General features: G+C 62.5%; 13 protein-coding genes and 1 pseudogene. 8 read left to right on the top strand and 6 right to left on the bottom strand.

Annotation, left to right across the window (positions count from 1 at the left end):
* Positions 1 to 74 precede the first annotated feature (74 nt).
* Positions 75 to 236, bottom strand: a complete 162-nt coding sequence (locus ACO06F_RS16450) for a hypothetical protein (RefSeq protein WP_421693822.1) — start codon at positions 234 to 236, stop codon at positions 75 to 77.
* A gap of 289 nt (positions 237 to 525) precedes the next feature.
* Here ACO06F_RS16450 and ACO06F_RS16445 point away from each other — a divergent pair, with 289 nt between their 5' ends.
* On the top strand, positions 526 to 873 hold the full coding sequence (locus ACO06F_RS16445) for a hypothetical protein (RefSeq protein WP_421693821.1): 348 nt from the start codon (positions 526 to 528) through the stop codon (positions 871 to 873).
* Positions 874 to 941: 68 nt separating this feature from the next.
* Here ACO06F_RS16445 and ACO06F_RS16440 read toward each other — a convergent pair whose 3' ends face one another.
* The 3 genes and pseudogenes from ACO06F_RS16440 to ACO06F_RS16430 form a co-directional block, all read right to left on the bottom strand.
* Positions 942 to 2,570 carry an arylsulfatase gene (locus ACO06F_RS16440; protein WP_421693820.1) on the bottom strand — a complete coding sequence of 543 codons (1,629 nt, stop codon included), beginning with the start codon at positions 2,568 to 2,570 and terminating at the stop codon, positions 942 to 944.
* A 105-nt stretch (positions 2,571 to 2,675) separates the two neighbouring features.
* The gene (locus ACO06F_RS16435) at positions 2,676 to 3,047 is read right to left on the bottom strand and encodes a response regulator (protein WP_421693819.1); all 372 of its coding nucleotides are present in this window, start codon (positions 3,045 to 3,047) and stop codon (positions 2,676 to 2,678) included.
* A 70-nt stretch (positions 3,048 to 3,117) separates the two neighbouring features.
* Positions 3,118 to 4,168 (bottom strand): annotated as a pseudogene (locus ACO06F_RS16430) (sensor histidine kinase).
* Between the two features lie 223 nt (positions 4,169 to 4,391).
* Here ACO06F_RS16430 and ACO06F_RS16425 point away from each other — a divergent pair.
* Entirely contained in the window at positions 4,392 to 5,234 is an 843-nt protein-coding gene (locus ACO06F_RS16425) for an SH3 domain-containing protein (protein WP_421693818.1), read from the top strand.
* A gap of 120 nt (positions 5,235 to 5,354) precedes the next feature.
* Here ACO06F_RS16425 and ACO06F_RS16420 read toward each other — a convergent pair whose 3' ends face one another.
* Complete coding sequence (locus tag ACO06F_RS16420) at positions 5,355 to 6,170, bottom strand: glycosyltransferase family A protein (RefSeq protein WP_421693817.1); 816 nt, start codon at positions 6,168 to 6,170, stop codon at positions 5,355 to 5,357.
* A gap of 162 nt (positions 6,171 to 6,332) precedes the next feature.
* Positions 6,333 to 7,715 (bottom strand): PAS domain S-box protein, encoded by a 1,383-nt coding sequence (locus ACO06F_RS16415; RefSeq protein ID WP_421693816.1) that lies wholly within the window; start codon positions 7,713 to 7,715, stop codon positions 6,333 to 6,335.
* Positions 7,716 to 8,116: 401 nt separating this feature from the next.
* On the opposite strand from ACO06F_RS16415, the gene nusG reads away from it, so the two are divergent.
* The 6 genes from nusG (at position 8,117) to ACO06F_RS16385 (ending at position 14,793) form a co-directional block, all read left to right on the top strand.
* Positions 8,117 to 8,722, top strand: coding sequence for a transcription termination/antitermination protein NusG (nusG, locus tag ACO06F_RS16410; RefSeq protein ID WP_421693815.1), 606 nt, complete (start codon positions 8,117 to 8,119; stop codon positions 8,720 to 8,722).
* Positions 8,723 to 9,046: 324 nt separating this feature from the next.
* Entirely contained in the window at positions 9,047 to 10,243 is a 1,197-nt protein-coding gene (locus ACO06F_RS16405; protein ID WP_421693814.1) for a sugar transferase, read from the top strand.
* Between the two features lie 8 nt (positions 10,244 to 10,251).
* Complete coding sequence (locus ACO06F_RS16400; RefSeq protein ID WP_421693813.1) at positions 10,252 to 11,691, top strand: mannose-1-phosphate guanylyltransferase/mannose-6-phosphate isomerase; 1,440 nt, start codon at positions 10,252 to 10,254, stop codon at positions 11,689 to 11,691.
* Complete coding sequence (locus tag ACO06F_RS16395) at positions 11,688 to 13,232, top strand: O-antigen ligase family protein (RefSeq protein ID WP_421693812.1); 1,545 nt, start codon at positions 11,688 to 11,690, stop codon at positions 13,230 to 13,232. The genes ACO06F_RS16400 and ACO06F_RS16395 overlap by 4 nt, the downstream gene beginning before the upstream one ends.
* Positions 13,229 to 13,978, top strand: a complete 750-nt coding sequence (locus ACO06F_RS16390) for a tyrosine-protein phosphatase (RefSeq protein WP_421693811.1) — start codon at positions 13,229 to 13,231, stop codon at positions 13,976 to 13,978. The genes ACO06F_RS16395 and ACO06F_RS16390 overlap by 4 nt, the downstream gene beginning before the upstream one ends.
* The gene (locus ACO06F_RS16385) at positions 13,975 to 14,793 is read left to right on the top strand and encodes a polysaccharide biosynthesis/export family protein (protein WP_421693810.1); all 819 of its coding nucleotides are present in this window, start codon (positions 13,975 to 13,977) and stop codon (positions 14,791 to 14,793) included. The genes ACO06F_RS16390 and ACO06F_RS16385 overlap by 4 nt, the downstream gene beginning before the upstream one ends.
* Positions 14,794 to 14,796: the final 3 nt, after the last annotated feature.

Raw genomic sequence — 14,796 nt, 5'->3', positions numbered from 1 at the left:
GGCACACGGGGGTCACGTTCGGGAACGCTTGCGAGGTGGTTCCCGCTGCGGAGGATGTTCGCGGGTGGCTGGCCCTACTTCATCAATTTCTCGCACAGGGCAGACGCCTGGCTGAGCAGCTCAATGATGCGGGCGACCGTTTCCGGCGCCCGGTCTTCCGGCAATTCGTCTGTCTGCAATTGTGTGAGCTGCTCAAGAATTTCGCGCAGCTTACTGACCGTCTCGCGACTTACCATCGAACCGGCCCCCTGTGTTGACACTGCATCTCGCGATGAAGCGTTTAGTTATTACGCCCGGACGGCGGGATCGGATCACGGCTGTCTGTTGAACGGGTTACCAGAAGAGGCGGTGAAAATGCCGCGAGCTGCAATTCAACCCCAGCGTCAGCGCCAGGCAGACGAATGGGCGTGTGATTTCCGTCGGCTCTGATGAGGGATGCTGCATTGCAGGAACGTCCCCTCGTCTCTGCACTTGTTCCCTCCGAACGCCCGCATCACCGCGGGCACGCATGAGGAGCAATCATCCATGAAACGTATACTTGTTGCATCACTTCTGAGTTTGGGCCTCGTGGCTCCGATCATCCCCGCACAGGCGGCACCGACCGCAGCTGCACCGCAGCAGGCAATGGGGCCGAGCGAGTTGCTGCAGAACGCCGCCAGCGGGTCCAAATACAACAACAATCATCGCCAGATGCGAAAGTCCTGGGACCGCAAGCGCGACGGCAACCGGTGCCGCGCGAGGTCCAACAGCTGCCGTCACTATCACAACGGCTATTGGTATCAGAGCGCGTGGTGGACATTGCCGCTTCTGGGCGGCGCCGTAATCCTGAACCTGGATAACAAGCACACCAACCGGAACCGGAACCACTACTAGAGTCTCGGATCCATCATAAGTAAAATGCTGAACGCGTGGACCCTGTTCTCAAGGGTCCACGCGCCTGCTTACTTGCCTGCGTGCGAGGCGATGGCGGCCTGTATCTGCGCCTTCACGGCCTCAAGGTTGAAGCTGGCGCCGCGCTGCATGGGCGGGAACTCGATCGCCGTCTTGGCAAGTTCCGCCACCTGCTGCTGGACAAACTGGAAGCGCCAGAACTGATAGGCAAACCAGTTGTAATAGGCGATGGAGCCATTGTCCTTGCCGTTGTACATGCCCGTCCGTTCAAACGGATCGAGGCGCAGGTTCACCAGGATCGGCCAATCGACTTTCTCCGTGGCGCCGAGCCAGCCATTGGGCTGATCGGTGAACCGGTATTTATAGTCATTGATGCGGACGGCCGAGAGCGTGCTTTCTGTAAAGTAATAGATCTCGTGCCGGGCTGATGGCCCCTTGCCGGTGATCAGGTCCATCTGGTTATAGCCGTCGAGGTGAACCTTGTAGCTCGTGTCCCCCAGCTGCTTTCCAGCCTTGAGTTCTTCTGCAATGTTGGGATCGCCCGCTGCGGCAAGGAAGGTGGGGAACCAGTCCATACCAGAGAAGATGCCGTTTTCGATTTTGCCGGCGGGAACCTTGCCCGGCCAGCTGATGATCGCGGGCACCCTGAAGCCCCCTTCCAGTGCCGTTCCCTTGCCGCCCGCGAAGGGCGTCTGGCCGCCATCGGGCCAGGTGAAGTTCTCCGCCCCATTGTCCGTGGTGAAGAGGACCATGGTGTTCTGGTCGAGGCCATTGTCCTTCAGATATGTCATGACGGAGCCAACCACATCATCGAGCTGGGCCATGCCGGCTTCCTGCTCGCTCCACCCGTTTTCGGAGTTGCGCATGGCTTCGTACTTGTCGGAAAGATGCGTCACCACATGCATGCGGGTGGGGTTGAGCCACAGGAAGAAGGGCTTCTTGTCGCTTCTCGCCTTGTCGAGGAAGGTCAGCGCCTTTGACAGGATCTCGTCATCGACGGTCTTCATCCGCTCGGGATAGAGCGTGCCCTGATCCTCGATCTTCTGCATGCCGATCTTGCCCCAGCGCGGCTGCACCGTGGGATCATCAACCGTTGTGGCCCAGCTGTGGATCATGTTGCGGGGCCCGATGGTGGCCAGCAGCTCCTGCGGATAGTTGGGATGCGCCGGGTCTTCCATCGCATCGAGATGGTAGAGATAGCCGAAGAACTCGTCGAAGCCGTGTACGGTGGGCAGGAACTCGTTGAGATCGCCCAGATGGTTCTTGCCGAACTGGCCGGTTGCATAGCCCATCGACTTGAGCGCCGTTGCGATGGTGACGGCCTGCTTCGGAATGCCGATCGGTGAGCCAGCCTGGCCGACCGTGGTGAGGCCCGTGCGGATGGGCAGCTCGCCCGTTATGAAATTGGCCCGCCCGGCGGTGCAGCTGGCCTCTGCATAGTAATCCGTGAAGCGCATGCCATTGTTGGCGAGGCTGTCCAGATTGGGCGTGCGCCCCGACATCATGCCTTGATTATAGACGCCGATATTGGACCAGCCGATATCGTCTCCCATGATCACCACGATGTTGGGCTGCTCTCCCGCCGCTGCGGCTGGCCTCGACGGGGCGGCTGCAAGCGCCCCGAGCAGAATGGCGCCCGCAATCCTTGCGAGGCGCGTGGCTATTTTTGGATGTCGCATGGTCCCTCCTCAGCGCCCGGTGTGTGTCAGGCATTGCACATCAAGGTAGAGCGCTGAAGGACCGTATTCTTCATTGATTGCACATTCAAGTGCAGCCGGTTGTGATCATCCGGGAACGGAGATGAGGGCTCTTACCGTGTTCACAATATCGGCTTCCGCATAGGGCTTCTGAAAGAACCGCGCGCCTGCGGGCAGCTGGCTCTCCGCCACGATTTCCAGCCCCGAGGCCACCAGAAGTTCGATGGGCGGCCACCGGTTGCGGATGTAGGCGATGAGTTTCAGCCCGTCCATCGTGCCCGGCATGTTGACGTCGGTGAAGACAAGCCCGACATCGGAACGGCCTTCCAGAATTGCAATCGCCGCTGCGGCGCAGTTCGCTTCGAGCGTTTTGAAGCCCGCATCCTGAAACATCGTCGCCGCGGCCATCAGTATGACGGGGTGGTCCTCGACGATAAGGATATGGTCAGTCATTTTCATGATGCACGCCGGAAGTCGATGCCAGGGTTCACGGTCATGACGGTGCCGGCTCAGTAACGGTCATGTCTGATCAAGCCGCCGCCGGCCGATCTGTTCCAAGGCTTCGGGCATCCTCAACGATCCGGACCATCGTGCCGGGATGATTGTCACTCACCACCACGCTCGATCCGAGCTGCTGGGCAATCGCCTGGATAATGCTGGTGCCGAGTCCGGGCTTGGCCTGTGCCTGATCCTCGGAAATTCCACAGCCATTGTCGGCAACCGACAGTGTCCAGCCTGCGCCATGGGTGTTGAACGAGACAGTGACCACGCCTGCCCGGCCCTGCCCGAAGGCGTGCTTCAGCGCATTGATCACCAGCTCCGTCACGATCAGGCCAAGGCTGATCGAGAGATTGGCGGGGAGGCACGACTCGTCGGCGCTGACCACGATGCGGATCCGCTCCGGCTCCGAGATCATCGAGGCGGCGAGGCTTTCACAGAGCTGCCGGAGATAGACTCCGATGTTGACGTCACCGAGGGTTGAGGCCGCCAGCAGGCGCTGCACGGTGGCAATCGACATCACCCGGCTGTGCGCATCCCGCAAGGTGGCCACGCGCCTCATCGGACTGGACCCGCCGCGCGCTCTGCATGAGGACACTCGCAATGATCTGCAGGCTGTTTGCGACCCGGTGCTGCACTTCGCGGAGAAGGACTTCCTTCTCGCGGATGAGATTTTCCCGTTCGAGCGCCTCGGCGCGGGCAAGCGTGACGTCGTTGATGGCCACCAACAGGCGGATGTGCTGGCCATCCTCATCCGCCAGCCGGTGGGCATTCACCACCAGTTGCCGCGGCGGCTTGCCCTTCCGCAAGAGCGACGTCTCATACATCTCAACCGAGGCCAGACCTCCCGCCGTCGCCTTCAGCAGGGCGATGACCTGCGGAATTTCCCATTCGCCGCTGCCGATATCTCCGAACTGCCGTCCGGCAAGACCGCCGGCCGTGAGTTCGAAGATCCGGCAAAAGGATGCGCTGGTGGCTATGATCCGCAGATCTTCCGTCAGATAGATCAATGGCTCATTCGACAGAGCAATGACCGCCAAGGTGCTGGCGGATTCCGCAGGTAGCTCCAGAACGGCTTTCATTGCTGGCTTTCGGGCGGACGAGCGGCCCGCGCAATTTCATCTGCAACCTCGTTGCAATGCAGCAGGATAACACCCTTGCGGAAGGTGCCCTAGACTATTCTCCGGCCGGAGCCATGGGCTTGCCGCGGCGGCAGGGCGGCTTGCACCAGAAATTGCAGCGCTGAGGAACACTCAAGCTCGCAGCACGTCTTGTGAGGACGGCGATATTGAGGAGTAGAGAGATATGAAACACCTGCGCATCCTGGCGCTTGCCGCCACGGCCTTCCTGGCAGGCTCAACCGTGGCATCCGCCCAGCAGGCCTACACCACCAGCAGCGTCAACCTGCGCGCCGGTCCCAGCACCCGCTATCCCGCCGTGATCCGGCTTCCCCCGGACAGCCGTGTCTTCATCCACGGCTGCGTGCGGAGCTTCGACTGGTGCGACGTGAGCTGGCGCCGCTTCCGCGGCTGGGTGATCAGCGATGGTCTCGAAGCCGTCTGGCGCAACCGCCGCGTGGAGTTCGATGACTACCGCGACTATGTGGAAATCCCCTATGTGAGCTTCGGCTTTGGCTATTGGGACCGCTACTACCGGGACCGCCCCTGGTTCAACAACTGGGACCGCTGGGGTGACCGCAATGACCGGCGCTGGAACGACTATCGCGGCAAGCGCGGCAATGGCGGCGTGGACCGCAACCGGAACAACAATGCCGGCCAGGATGGCGGTGGCTATGGCAATAGCCCCAGCCGCAACAACAATGATGGTAAGTCCCGCGGCAACCAGCGCGACGGCGATCAGACCGACAATGCTGGCAACAACCGCGGCGACAATCCGAATGACGCCACCACCGGGAACCGCGGCGGCAACCAGAAGGACAATCGTGGCAAGCGCAACACGAACCAAGGCGATGCCAATGAGAACCAGTCAGGCGGCCGCAGCGGCCCGGCGAATGACAACCGCAGCGGCAACGGCAAACGCAAAAACAACAACAACGACCTGCGCTGCGGCACCAGCAATGCTGATCCAGCCTGCGGCGATGGCTCAAGTGGGGGCAATCGCAACACGGAGCAGATGAACAGCCAGTAACGGAAATCTATCCGCCCGCGTTGCGGCGCGGGAACCTGATCAGAGCGGCAGCATCCAACCGGTTGCTGCCGCTTTGTCTTGGCGGCGGCAGACGCCCACTCCGGACCCTCCCATGAGGTGTCACCAGGGTAGCCGGCCGTACTGTTGGATGAGTTTCTCGTATTCGTCTTTGCTTTCTTGCTGCGCAGCGCCGTTGTTTCGGATCTGTGCCATTCCCGACCTCTCGTGGACGAGCCTCCGCACCAATGGATAGGGCTGCCGGTGCCGCGCGAGGCGGACCCGCGGTCCCCCCAGAGCCAAACACCTCATGAGCGTCGGCCGGACTTCCCGGATCGCCTCGATGTCAATGGGGGCGGTCGCCTCGACGAGATGGGCTCTGGCCAGATCACGATCGCCCAGGCGGCCCAGCCACTCATTGTCCAGGTGCCAGCGGTACTCTTCGTTGAACTCACCCACCGACTGCCAGGTCTTCCGCCTCATCAGCCAACCGGATGGTGTCGGAAAATCAAGAATGCGAATGACGTCCCCCGAAATGCTGACCTCGAGCTGCGTTGAAGAAACAAAGTCGCAGTGCTCGAGTGCCGCCATTCCGTACTCGAGAAACTCTGGGCTCCACTCGTCGTCATCCTCAAGGATCGCGACAAAATCGCCTCTCATGCAAGCAGCAGCCGAATTGAGGGAGCTTGCCTGCGATCGGGCCTCGCTCTCCACGAACTGAACGACGTCTTCCGAGGCGAGGCCGCGGGGCACATCGGCCCCTTCGTCCACTCCAACGAGGATCTGAACGTTGAATTGCCCGAGGATCGTCTGACGCCGGATCGAGGAAATGGCACGGTCCAACATGATCCGGGGCGGCCCCATGGCGGACTTGCCGTCCGATGGCAACTCCAGCTCCTGAAGCCGCGAGGGAATCAGCACAGAGAGGCCTTTGCGCAAGTCGCGATCTCCAGGCGATCAATTTCTGAAGTGGGAGATGATCACAGCAGATACGAGGAAACAACGGCCTCCTGAAATGGCTGGGACCTGCTTGCCCTGAGGCAGCTTGGCCATTCGCGGCAGCGAATGCCGAGGTGGAGCGCGAGACCGGCAGGTCACCACTCACGCCGCCTGGACTGCACTCGCCGGAAGCTCGATCCAGCAGCGCACGCCATCGCCCTCCATCACGAGGCCCGTTCTTGTTTGCGGCTGGCGTGGCAGGGCATTCTCGATCAGCGTGCTGCCATATCCCCTGTGCTGTGGTGCCTGATCGATCGCCACACCGGTTTCTTTCCACTCGAAGAGAACCACGGGCGCTCCGACTTTTGATATTTCCTTCCAGCTCACCTGCAGCTGGCCGTTCCGGTTTGAGAGGGCGCCATATTTGATGGCGTTGGTGGCAAGCTCATGAAGAGCAAGGGCCAGGGCCTGCATAGAGAGGACGGGCAGAAACACCTCCGGCCCCTCGATCCGGACCCGCGCTTCCTCCAGGGGGCCGGACACATGCGCGGTGATCTCGGTTTCAACCAGGTCGCTCAAGAGAAACTGGCCCTGCTGCGCCCGGGCAATCAACCCCTGCGCGCGGCTCAAGGCGCCAAGACGCTGCAGGAAGGCATCGAGAAAGTCTTTCTTCGTCGATGCGGAACGTTCCAATTGCATGGCGATCGCCTGAACGACAGCGAGCAGGTTGCGCGTTCTGTGGTGCAGTTCGGCCATCATCACCTGCTGGCGGCCCTGAAGCAGCCGCAGCTCGTGAATATCCGTCATCGTGCCGATCCAGTCTCCGGGCGTCGACCGCTCACGCTGCACGGGCCGCGCGCGGGTTTGGAACCACCGGTACTCTCCGCTTTCCCTGTGCCGCACCCGGTGTTCGACATAGTATTCGCCCGACCGGCGCGATGAGGACCAGGCATCACGCGTCTGCTGCCTGTCCTCGGGGTGAATGGCATCGAGCCAGCCATGATCAAGGCTCTCCTCCAGGCCGAGGCCGGTGAAGTCGATCCATTGCGGACTACCCCACGTGCGCGTGCCATCCGGCAGCGTGCGGAACACAAGTTGTGGAATGCTCGTCGCCAGCAGCCGGAAGCGTTCCTCACTCTCGCGGAGGCGCACGGTGGCCTCATGCTCGTCAGTCTTGTCCTGCGCTATTTTGACAAAGCCTTTGAGTGGCGGATGCAACGGCATCAGCAGGCCGGAGGCCCAGAATCGGCTGCCATCGGGCCGCTGGTGCCAGCGCTCATCGACGGCGCGGCCCTTCTGCGCCGCCTCGCTCCGCTCCTTCTGCGGAACGCCGGCCGCGCGGTCTTCGGGGGTGAAGATGACGTCACCCGAATATCCAACGATTTGATGCTCACGATAGCCGAAGAGCCGTTCAGCGCCACTGTTCCAGGTTGTAACGCTCCCGGCCTCATCTACCGTGAAGATGGCAAAATGTGTGGCGCTCTCGATGATGAAGCGCAGCAGATCTGCCCGTTGTGGAAGCTCTTCGTCACTCTTCTCTATCATTCCCGCTCCGGCCGCTGACATGAGGCTGTGACCAAACTCGGATCGCACTTCACTGGTTCCAAGCGCTTAGCGCGCCGAATAGTCAATGAATTCCGGAGATTGAGCTCCTGGAGCTGGCCTGCGCAGTGGACGCTAAGCTGTACTGGAGAGTTGCCCGCAGCCCCGAGGCGCCTTCAACGATTCTCGCGACAACTTGTATACAAAGCTTTATGCAGTTTATTGAGGCAGCAAGCGTTCACCAAACCCCTTTGGGCCACACCCTCTGCGTTGCCCATGGTCGATTTTCTGCACGCATAAGTTTTTAAATCAAGTTTCTTGCATAATTTTGCTTTGCGAGATGGCCAATCGCCATTATTCTGCAACGCGGGGGCACGGAATGGCAGCGAGGGGATGATCGCGCATTGTCATACAATATCGGGAACCAAGCCGAGCCGCATGTAGTCCGCGGTGGGGGTCAGCACGCCGGCTGGGCGCCAGACATAGAGCGCGAGAGCGCCGCGCGCTGGTTCGCAGTCAACACGCTTCCCAGTGCAGAGAAGCGTGCACATGTGAACTTAGTGCGGCAAGGCTGGCATTGTTTCTGCCCGCTTGTTTCGCGGACAATCCGCTCAGGCCGGCACCTGCTGACGCAGCCGCGTCCCCTCTTTCCAAGCTATTTGTTCCTCCGGCTTGACCCACAGCAGTGCCGCTGGAGATCGGTTGACGGGACCTATGGCGTCCGCGCCATCGTGAAATCGGGAGATCTTCCGGCGCCGCTTCCTGCTGGCTGCATCGAAACCCTCATCAAAATGTCAGATGACGACGGCAAGGTGACCTTTGCCTCCTCGCTGGTTGCCGGAGAAAACGTCCGGTTTCTTGCGGGGCCCTTTGCGGGATTCATCGGGCAGCTCGAGCACCTTGACCCTTATGGCCGCATCACCGTGCTGCTGGAACTTCTGGGCCGCGCCACGCGCATCAGCGCCGCCGCCTCCGAAGTGCTGCCCGCCGATGCGGCGAACACGATTTAAAGTGGTGCCGCATGCCCAATACAGCGTGGCGCAGCTGCAACACATCGCTAACCGGTATCTGCCATCATGAATGAATGCATTTACATCTGTGCATAAATTGATGATGATACCAACATCAGGTTAGTACCTGGTGCCGTGCCTGCGAGAATTGAGACGTGCGTAATCGCCAGGGTTGAAATCGATTTCACCCGGAGTGCGGTAGCTTTATGCCGCAGCGCACTACGCCTCATGTCCAAAAATCATTTGAAAACAGCCATACATATCAATCAGAGAGCGTGGCCTGCCGCGTGGATCCTCCGTGAGCGGGGGCAGATCGCCGGTGCAGTGGCCCTGGCCGTTATGCTGCCCTTCCTGGCGCGATTCGGGGTCAACCCCTCGGTTCACGCCTGGGACCAGACGGGTACATCCTTCCTGGTGCTGGCGGGAATCGTACTGAGCCATGTTCTAATCAAGCGGTTCTCGCGCTACCCCTCGCAGGATCCATTCTCGACCGTCTTCCCTGCGGTCACCGTCGCCTTCCTCACCCTGCTGTTCCTGATCACGCTCGGGCATCTCGATTACTCCCGCGCGCTACTTTTCATGGGCTACGTGATGACGCTGGCCTGGTACGGCTTCGTGGGCATCATGCGGGAGACGCTGCTGAAGCCGCGCCTGGCCGTGGTGCCGGTTGGCAGCGGCCGCTCCCTCCTCCACCTCGATCACGCGCAGTGGATGACGCTGCAGGAACCCTCGAACACCGTGCTGCCGCGCGGCCTCGACGGCGTCGTCGTGGACCTCAACGCACAGCTCGACAAGAGCTGGCATGAGTTCATCATCTTCTGCGCGGCGCAGGGCATGCCGATCTTCGACAGCACGCGCACCCGCGAATTCATGACGGGGGAGGTCGAACTCTCGCGCGCCGGCGACATCGGCCTTGATGCGCTTCACCCGCAGCGCAGCTACATTTTCATGAAGGCGGTGGCGGACTTCATGCTGGCGCTCTTCCTGCTGCCGCTGGTGCTGCTGGTTCTGGGCGCGACCGGCATCCTGATCAAGATGGACAGCGACGGGCCGGTGTTCTTCAAGCAGAAGCGCGTCGGTTTCCGCGGCAATGTCTTCGAATGCTACAAGCTGCGCTCCATGAGGGTGGGCGCGCAGGCAGCGGGACCGAGCTTCACGGCCGCGGGCGACCCGCGCATCACCCGCGTTGGCCGCTTCATCCGCAAATACCGCCTCGACGAGCTGCCGCAGATCTTCAATATCCTCAAGGGCGAGATGAGCTGGATCGGCCCCCGCCCCGAAGCCGTGGATCTTTCCGAAAGTTACGCTAACGGCATTCCGCACTACGCCTTCCGCCACGCGGTGAAGCCCGGCATCACCGGCTGGGCGGCGATCCGCCAGGGCAATGTGGCCGAAGTCGAGGCTGCGACCTGCAAGCTTCGCCACGACTTCTTCTACATCAAGAACATTTCCGCCTCGCTCGACGTGTTCATCGCCGTCAAGACGCTGTGGATCGTGCTGACGGGGTTCGGCTCGAAGTGAGACTGGCCATGGGCGTCGTCCCCATCATCCTCAGCGGCGGCTCGGGCACCAGGCTCTGGCCGCTATCGCGCGCCTCGAAGCCGAAGCAGTTCCTCCGCTTCGGCACAGAGCACACGCTGATCCAGGAGACGGCGCTGCGCTGCCGCGCCGACATCTTCGACCCGAACCCGATCATCGTCGGCGCCGACGCCCACCGCTTCTTGCTGGCGCAGGACCTGCGCGACATCGGCGTGGAAGCCGATATCCTTCTGGAGCCCGTCGCGCGGAACACCTGCGCCGCCATCGCCGTCGGTTGCCTTCAGGCGCTGGAGCGTGACCCCGGCGCCGTCGTCCTCGTTCTCGCGGCCGATCACTTCATTCCCGACACGGCAGCCTTCGTCGCTGCCGTGGAGAAATGTGCCTGGGATGCCGAACTGGGCTTCCTCGTCACCTTCGGCATCAAGCCGCAGCGGCCTGCCACGGGCTACGGCTATATCGCCCCCGGCAAGGCGGAGTATGGCCACGCCGTCGAAGTCGAGAGCTTTATCGAGAAGCCGGACCTGGCCTCGGCGGCGCGCTACGTCGAGCAGGGTTTCCTTTGGAACAGCGGCAACTTCCTGTTCCAGGCGTCATCCTTCCTCACGGAACTGGAGACGCTCGCACCCGAAATCCACGCCGCCGCGCGCGAGAGCTACAGGCGCGCCTCCCGGGACCTGCAGTTCCTGCGGCTCGACCGCGACAGCTACGCGAGGTCGCCCTCGCTCTCCGTCGACTACGCCGTGATGGAAAAGACCCGCCGCGCCGCCGTGCTGCCCGTCGACTATGCCTGGTCGGACGTCGGCAGCTGGGACGCCGTCTCCGCACTCTGCGAGGAAGGTTCTGACGGTAACGCCATCATCGGCGAGGGCGTCGTCCTCGACGGGTGCCAGAACCTTATCCACTCCGAAGGCTGCCTCGTCACGCTGATCGGCCTCGACAATGTGGCCGTGGTCTCGACCAAGGACAGCATTCTCGTCGCCTCACGCGCCCGGAGCGAAGATGTGAAGGCGCTGGTGACCAAGCTCGAGACGGAAGGACGCTGGCAGGCACGGGAGGCGCTGCAGATGTTTCGCCCCTGGGGAAATTACGAGCAGCTCGACGTTGGCCCCGGCTATCAAGTGAAGCGGCTCACAGTCAACCCGGGCGGCATTTTGTCCCTCCAGCGCCACCATCACCGCTCCGAACACTGGGTGGTGGTGAGCGGCGAGGTTGAGGTGACGATTGGAGAGCGGGTCTCGCGCGTGCTTCCCAACCAGTCACTCTATATCCCCGCGGGCACCAACCACCGCCTCGCCAATCCCGGCGCCGCGCCCGCGGTGCTGATCGAAGTTCAGACCGGCGCCTATCTGGGCGAAGATGACATCATCCGCCTCGAAGACGTCTACAACCGCCCGGCTACCGAGGCCCAGAGCCTGGTGAGCGCGAAGTGACCTCCGCCGCCTGGGTCGAAGCCGAAGCTCCTCGGCATGTGAAGGCCGCGAGCCACTATGCATGGCCAGCGGCTGTCTCCTTCACGCTGCTGCTGGCGATTGTCTGCGGCGGCTCATCGGAGGCGAACTCCGCGGGCTTCATCACCTTCCGCCTGCTCTGCATCGGGCTCTTCGCCGCGGCCCTCTACCGCCTGCAGAGCATGCGCCTCTCGCGGATGGAGTGGCTCACCCTGGTTCTGGCCATGGCGGGCGTCGCGATCGTGGCGCTGCAGCTCATTCCAATTCCAGCCGGCCTCTTCGCCAGCCTTCCTGGACGGGAGTTCGTGGCGAAGACATTTTCCGTCGCCGGTATCGAACCCCACGCCATGCCGCTGACGCTCATTCCGGCGGCGACATGGGGCTGCATCCTCGCCCTTCTGCCGCCGCTTGCAATGCTGCTGAGCGTCATGACGATGGAGCCGCGAACGCGCTGGTATCTGGTGGGCGTGGTGCTGATTGGTGCGGCGGCCAATGTGTTCCTGGGCCTCGCGCAGCGCTTCCTCGGCGCCAAGAGCGGCCTCTATCTCTACGAGATCTCGAATTTTGGCTCGGCCACGGGCTTCTTCTCGAACCGCAATAATTTCTCGATGCTGCTGTGCGTGGCGATCCCCCTGACCTGGGCGATGACCCACAAGCTTATCAGGATGCGGCTGACGACGCCGCCGCTGGCGATCGGAGCGGGCGCGGTGATGATGATCATCATCTTCATGGGGCTTGCCGCGTCCAACTCACGCTCCGGCATTCTGCTCGGCATGCTGGCCCTCACCCTCTCGACCGTGATGGTTCTCGCCGCACCCTCCGAGTCCCGCCGCTCGCGGCGGACGAGAATGTCCGTGATCGCCCTGCTGGGTGGCGCCTTCATCATCGGGCAGTTCGGGATGACGGGCATTCTGCGCGTCATCGAAACCGATCCGATGACCGAGTACCGCACGCAGATCAGGCAGGTGACGTGGCGCGCCGCCGCCGACTACTTTCCCCTGGGCAGCGGCTTCGGCACCTTCGTGCCGGTCTATGGCATGCATGAGACGCCGGCCACCATGGTGAGCTCCTACGTCAACCACGCGCACAATGACTGGCTCGAACTCTGGCTCGAAGGCGGATTGCCGGCAGCAGCCCTGATGGTGTGTTTCGTGCTGCTCTTCGTGTGGCAGGCGGTCCGCATCTGGAACCCGAAGGGCGCCTATGCCTCAGCCGTGCTGCCGCGCGCCGCGAGCGTCGGCGCGCTGGTCCTCCTTCTTCACTCGCTCGTCGAGTTCCCGCTGCGCATGCCGGCACTGGCCGTGATCTTCGCCGCGCTGATCGCCATCATGATGGCGCCACCTCCGCGGCACACACCCTCCGCCCGGAAGCGCGGCGCCCGCAATGAGGAGCCGCTGCGGGAGCGTGACGAGGTTCCCGTCGCCGTGGCGCCTCCGGTTTTCCAGGTCGCCCGCGACACCGCCGGCCTCCGCCGCCATCAGATCTCCGCAACCGGAAGCCTTGGGAGGCGCCAGAAATCATGATCGACCTCCACAGCCACATTCTTCCCGCCATCGACGACGGCGCCATCGACATGGAAATGGCGCTGGACATGGCCAGGCTCGCCGTTGACGACGGCGTTGAAGTGATGGCCTGCACGCCACACCTCCTTCCCGGCGTCTACGAGCCGAAGCCCCAAGACGTGATCGCCCGCGTCGCCGAATTGAACGAGCGGTTGATGGATGAGGGGATCGACCTCGTCGTCGTCTCCGGCTGCGAGGCCCATGTCCGGCCGGACATGGCGGCCCGTGTGAAAAGCGGCGACGTGCTCTCGATCCACGGCGGCAAATATGTGCTGGTCGAGGCACCGCCAACGACACTTCCGCCTCATCTGGACCGCATGTTCCTCGACATCATCGCCGCGGGTTACACGCCGATCCTCGCGCATGTCGAAAGATACCGCTGGGCCGAGCGGGCCATGCCCTGGGTGCAGAACATGGTGCTCTCGGGCGTCCTCATGCAGGTGACGGCGGGCTCCTTCTTCGGCGACTACGGCCACTCCGCGCGGGAATTGGCGATGCGGCTTCTCGATACCGGCGCCGTTCACCTGGTCGCCTCCGATGCGCATGACAATGTGCGGCGCCCGCCGGGCCTGCGCAAGGCGTGGAACCTCGTCCACACCGAGCTGGGCGAGAGCGAGGCGCGCATCATCTTCCGCGACCGGCCCGAAATCATCCTCCTGGGTGAAACCGTGGCGGCACCCCAAAAGGCAAGGGCAGAGGTTCTTTGAACAGTCTCATCAAGATCATGCGATTGAGCGGGCCTTTGCCCGCCCTGATCCTCACCGGCCTGGCACTTGGCCTTGCCGCATGCTCCTCTTCCTCGCCCTCCCTCACCAGCCAGGCGAGCTTTACCGAGCAGGGCACCAATTCGACCGCCTCAAGCGGGCCGCCGCCGTCGGCCGTGACACCCGCATCGAAGCAGAGCACGCAGCAGGTGGCGCAGCTCTTCGACAAATATTCCGTCCCCGCCAGCAGCGACGACGCCGTCGACTACCGCCTGGCGCCGATGGATGTGGTGGATGTCACCGTCTACGACGTTCCCAACCTCTCCCGCACGGCACAGGTGAGTGCCGCGGGCTTCATCTCGCTTCCCCTCGTCAATGACGTCAAGGCCTCAGGCCGGACGACGGACCAGCTGCAGCACGACATCGCGGCGAAGCTGAAGAAGGACTTCATGCAGTCGCCGCAGGTCTTCGTCTCGGTCAAGGAATACAACAGCCAGCGCGTGACTGTGGACGGCGCCGTCAAGAACCCCGGCGTGTTCCCGATGAAGGGCAAGACCACGCTAGTTGAGGCGATCGCCTCCGCGGGCGGCTTGAGCGACATGGGATCACCCAGCGGCATCTACGTGCTGCGCAAGGTGGACGGCAAGAAGATGGCCGCACGCTTCGATCTCAACGAGATCCGGAAGGGACAAAAGGACGACCCCGTTCTGCGCGCCGGCGACATTATCATGGTGGATGAGTCGGGCGGCAAGGTGATGATGAAAGGCCTGCAGCAAGCCATGGGCTTCACCGGGCTCTTCAGCCTGCTGGCCCTCTGAGAC

This window comes from Aestuariivirga sp., from assembly GCF_965227715.1.
Lineage (GTDB): Bacteria > Pseudomonadota > Alphaproteobacteria > Rhizobiales > Aestuariivirgaceae > Aestuariivirga.
This window is presented reverse-complemented; position numbering and strand designations above follow the sequence as displayed.

Excerpts from the sequence above, each read along its gene's own strand:
- ACO06F_RS16450 (WP_421693822.1), bottom strand. The coding sequence starts at position 236 with ATGGTAAGTCGCGAGACGGTCAGTAAGCTGCGCGAAATTCTTGAGCAG.
- ACO06F_RS16445 (WP_421693821.1), top strand. The coding sequence starts at position 526 with ATGAAACGTATACTTGTTGCATCACTTCTGAGTTTGGGCCTCGTGGCT.
- ACO06F_RS16440 (WP_421693820.1), bottom strand. The coding sequence starts at position 2,570 with ATGCGACATCCAAAAATAGCCACGCGCCTCGCAAGGATTGCGGGCGCC.
- ACO06F_RS16435 (WP_421693819.1), bottom strand. The coding sequence starts at position 3,047 with ATGAAAATGACTGACCATATCCTTATCGTCGAGGACCACCCCGTCATA.
- ACO06F_RS16425 (WP_421693818.1), top strand. The coding sequence starts at position 4,392 with ATGAAACACCTGCGCATCCTGGCGCTTGCCGCCACGGCCTTCCTGGCA.
- ACO06F_RS16415 (WP_421693816.1), bottom strand. The coding sequence starts at position 7,715 with ATGATAGAGAAGAGTGACGAAGAGCTTCCACAACGGGCAGATCTGCTG.
- ACO06F_RS16400 (WP_421693813.1), top strand. The coding sequence starts at position 10,252 with ATGGGCGTCGTCCCCATCATCCTCAGCGGCGGCTCGGGCACCAGGCTC.
- ACO06F_RS16390 (WP_421693811.1), top strand. The coding sequence starts at position 13,229 with ATGATCGACCTCCACAGCCACATTCTTCCCGCCATCGACGACGGCGCC.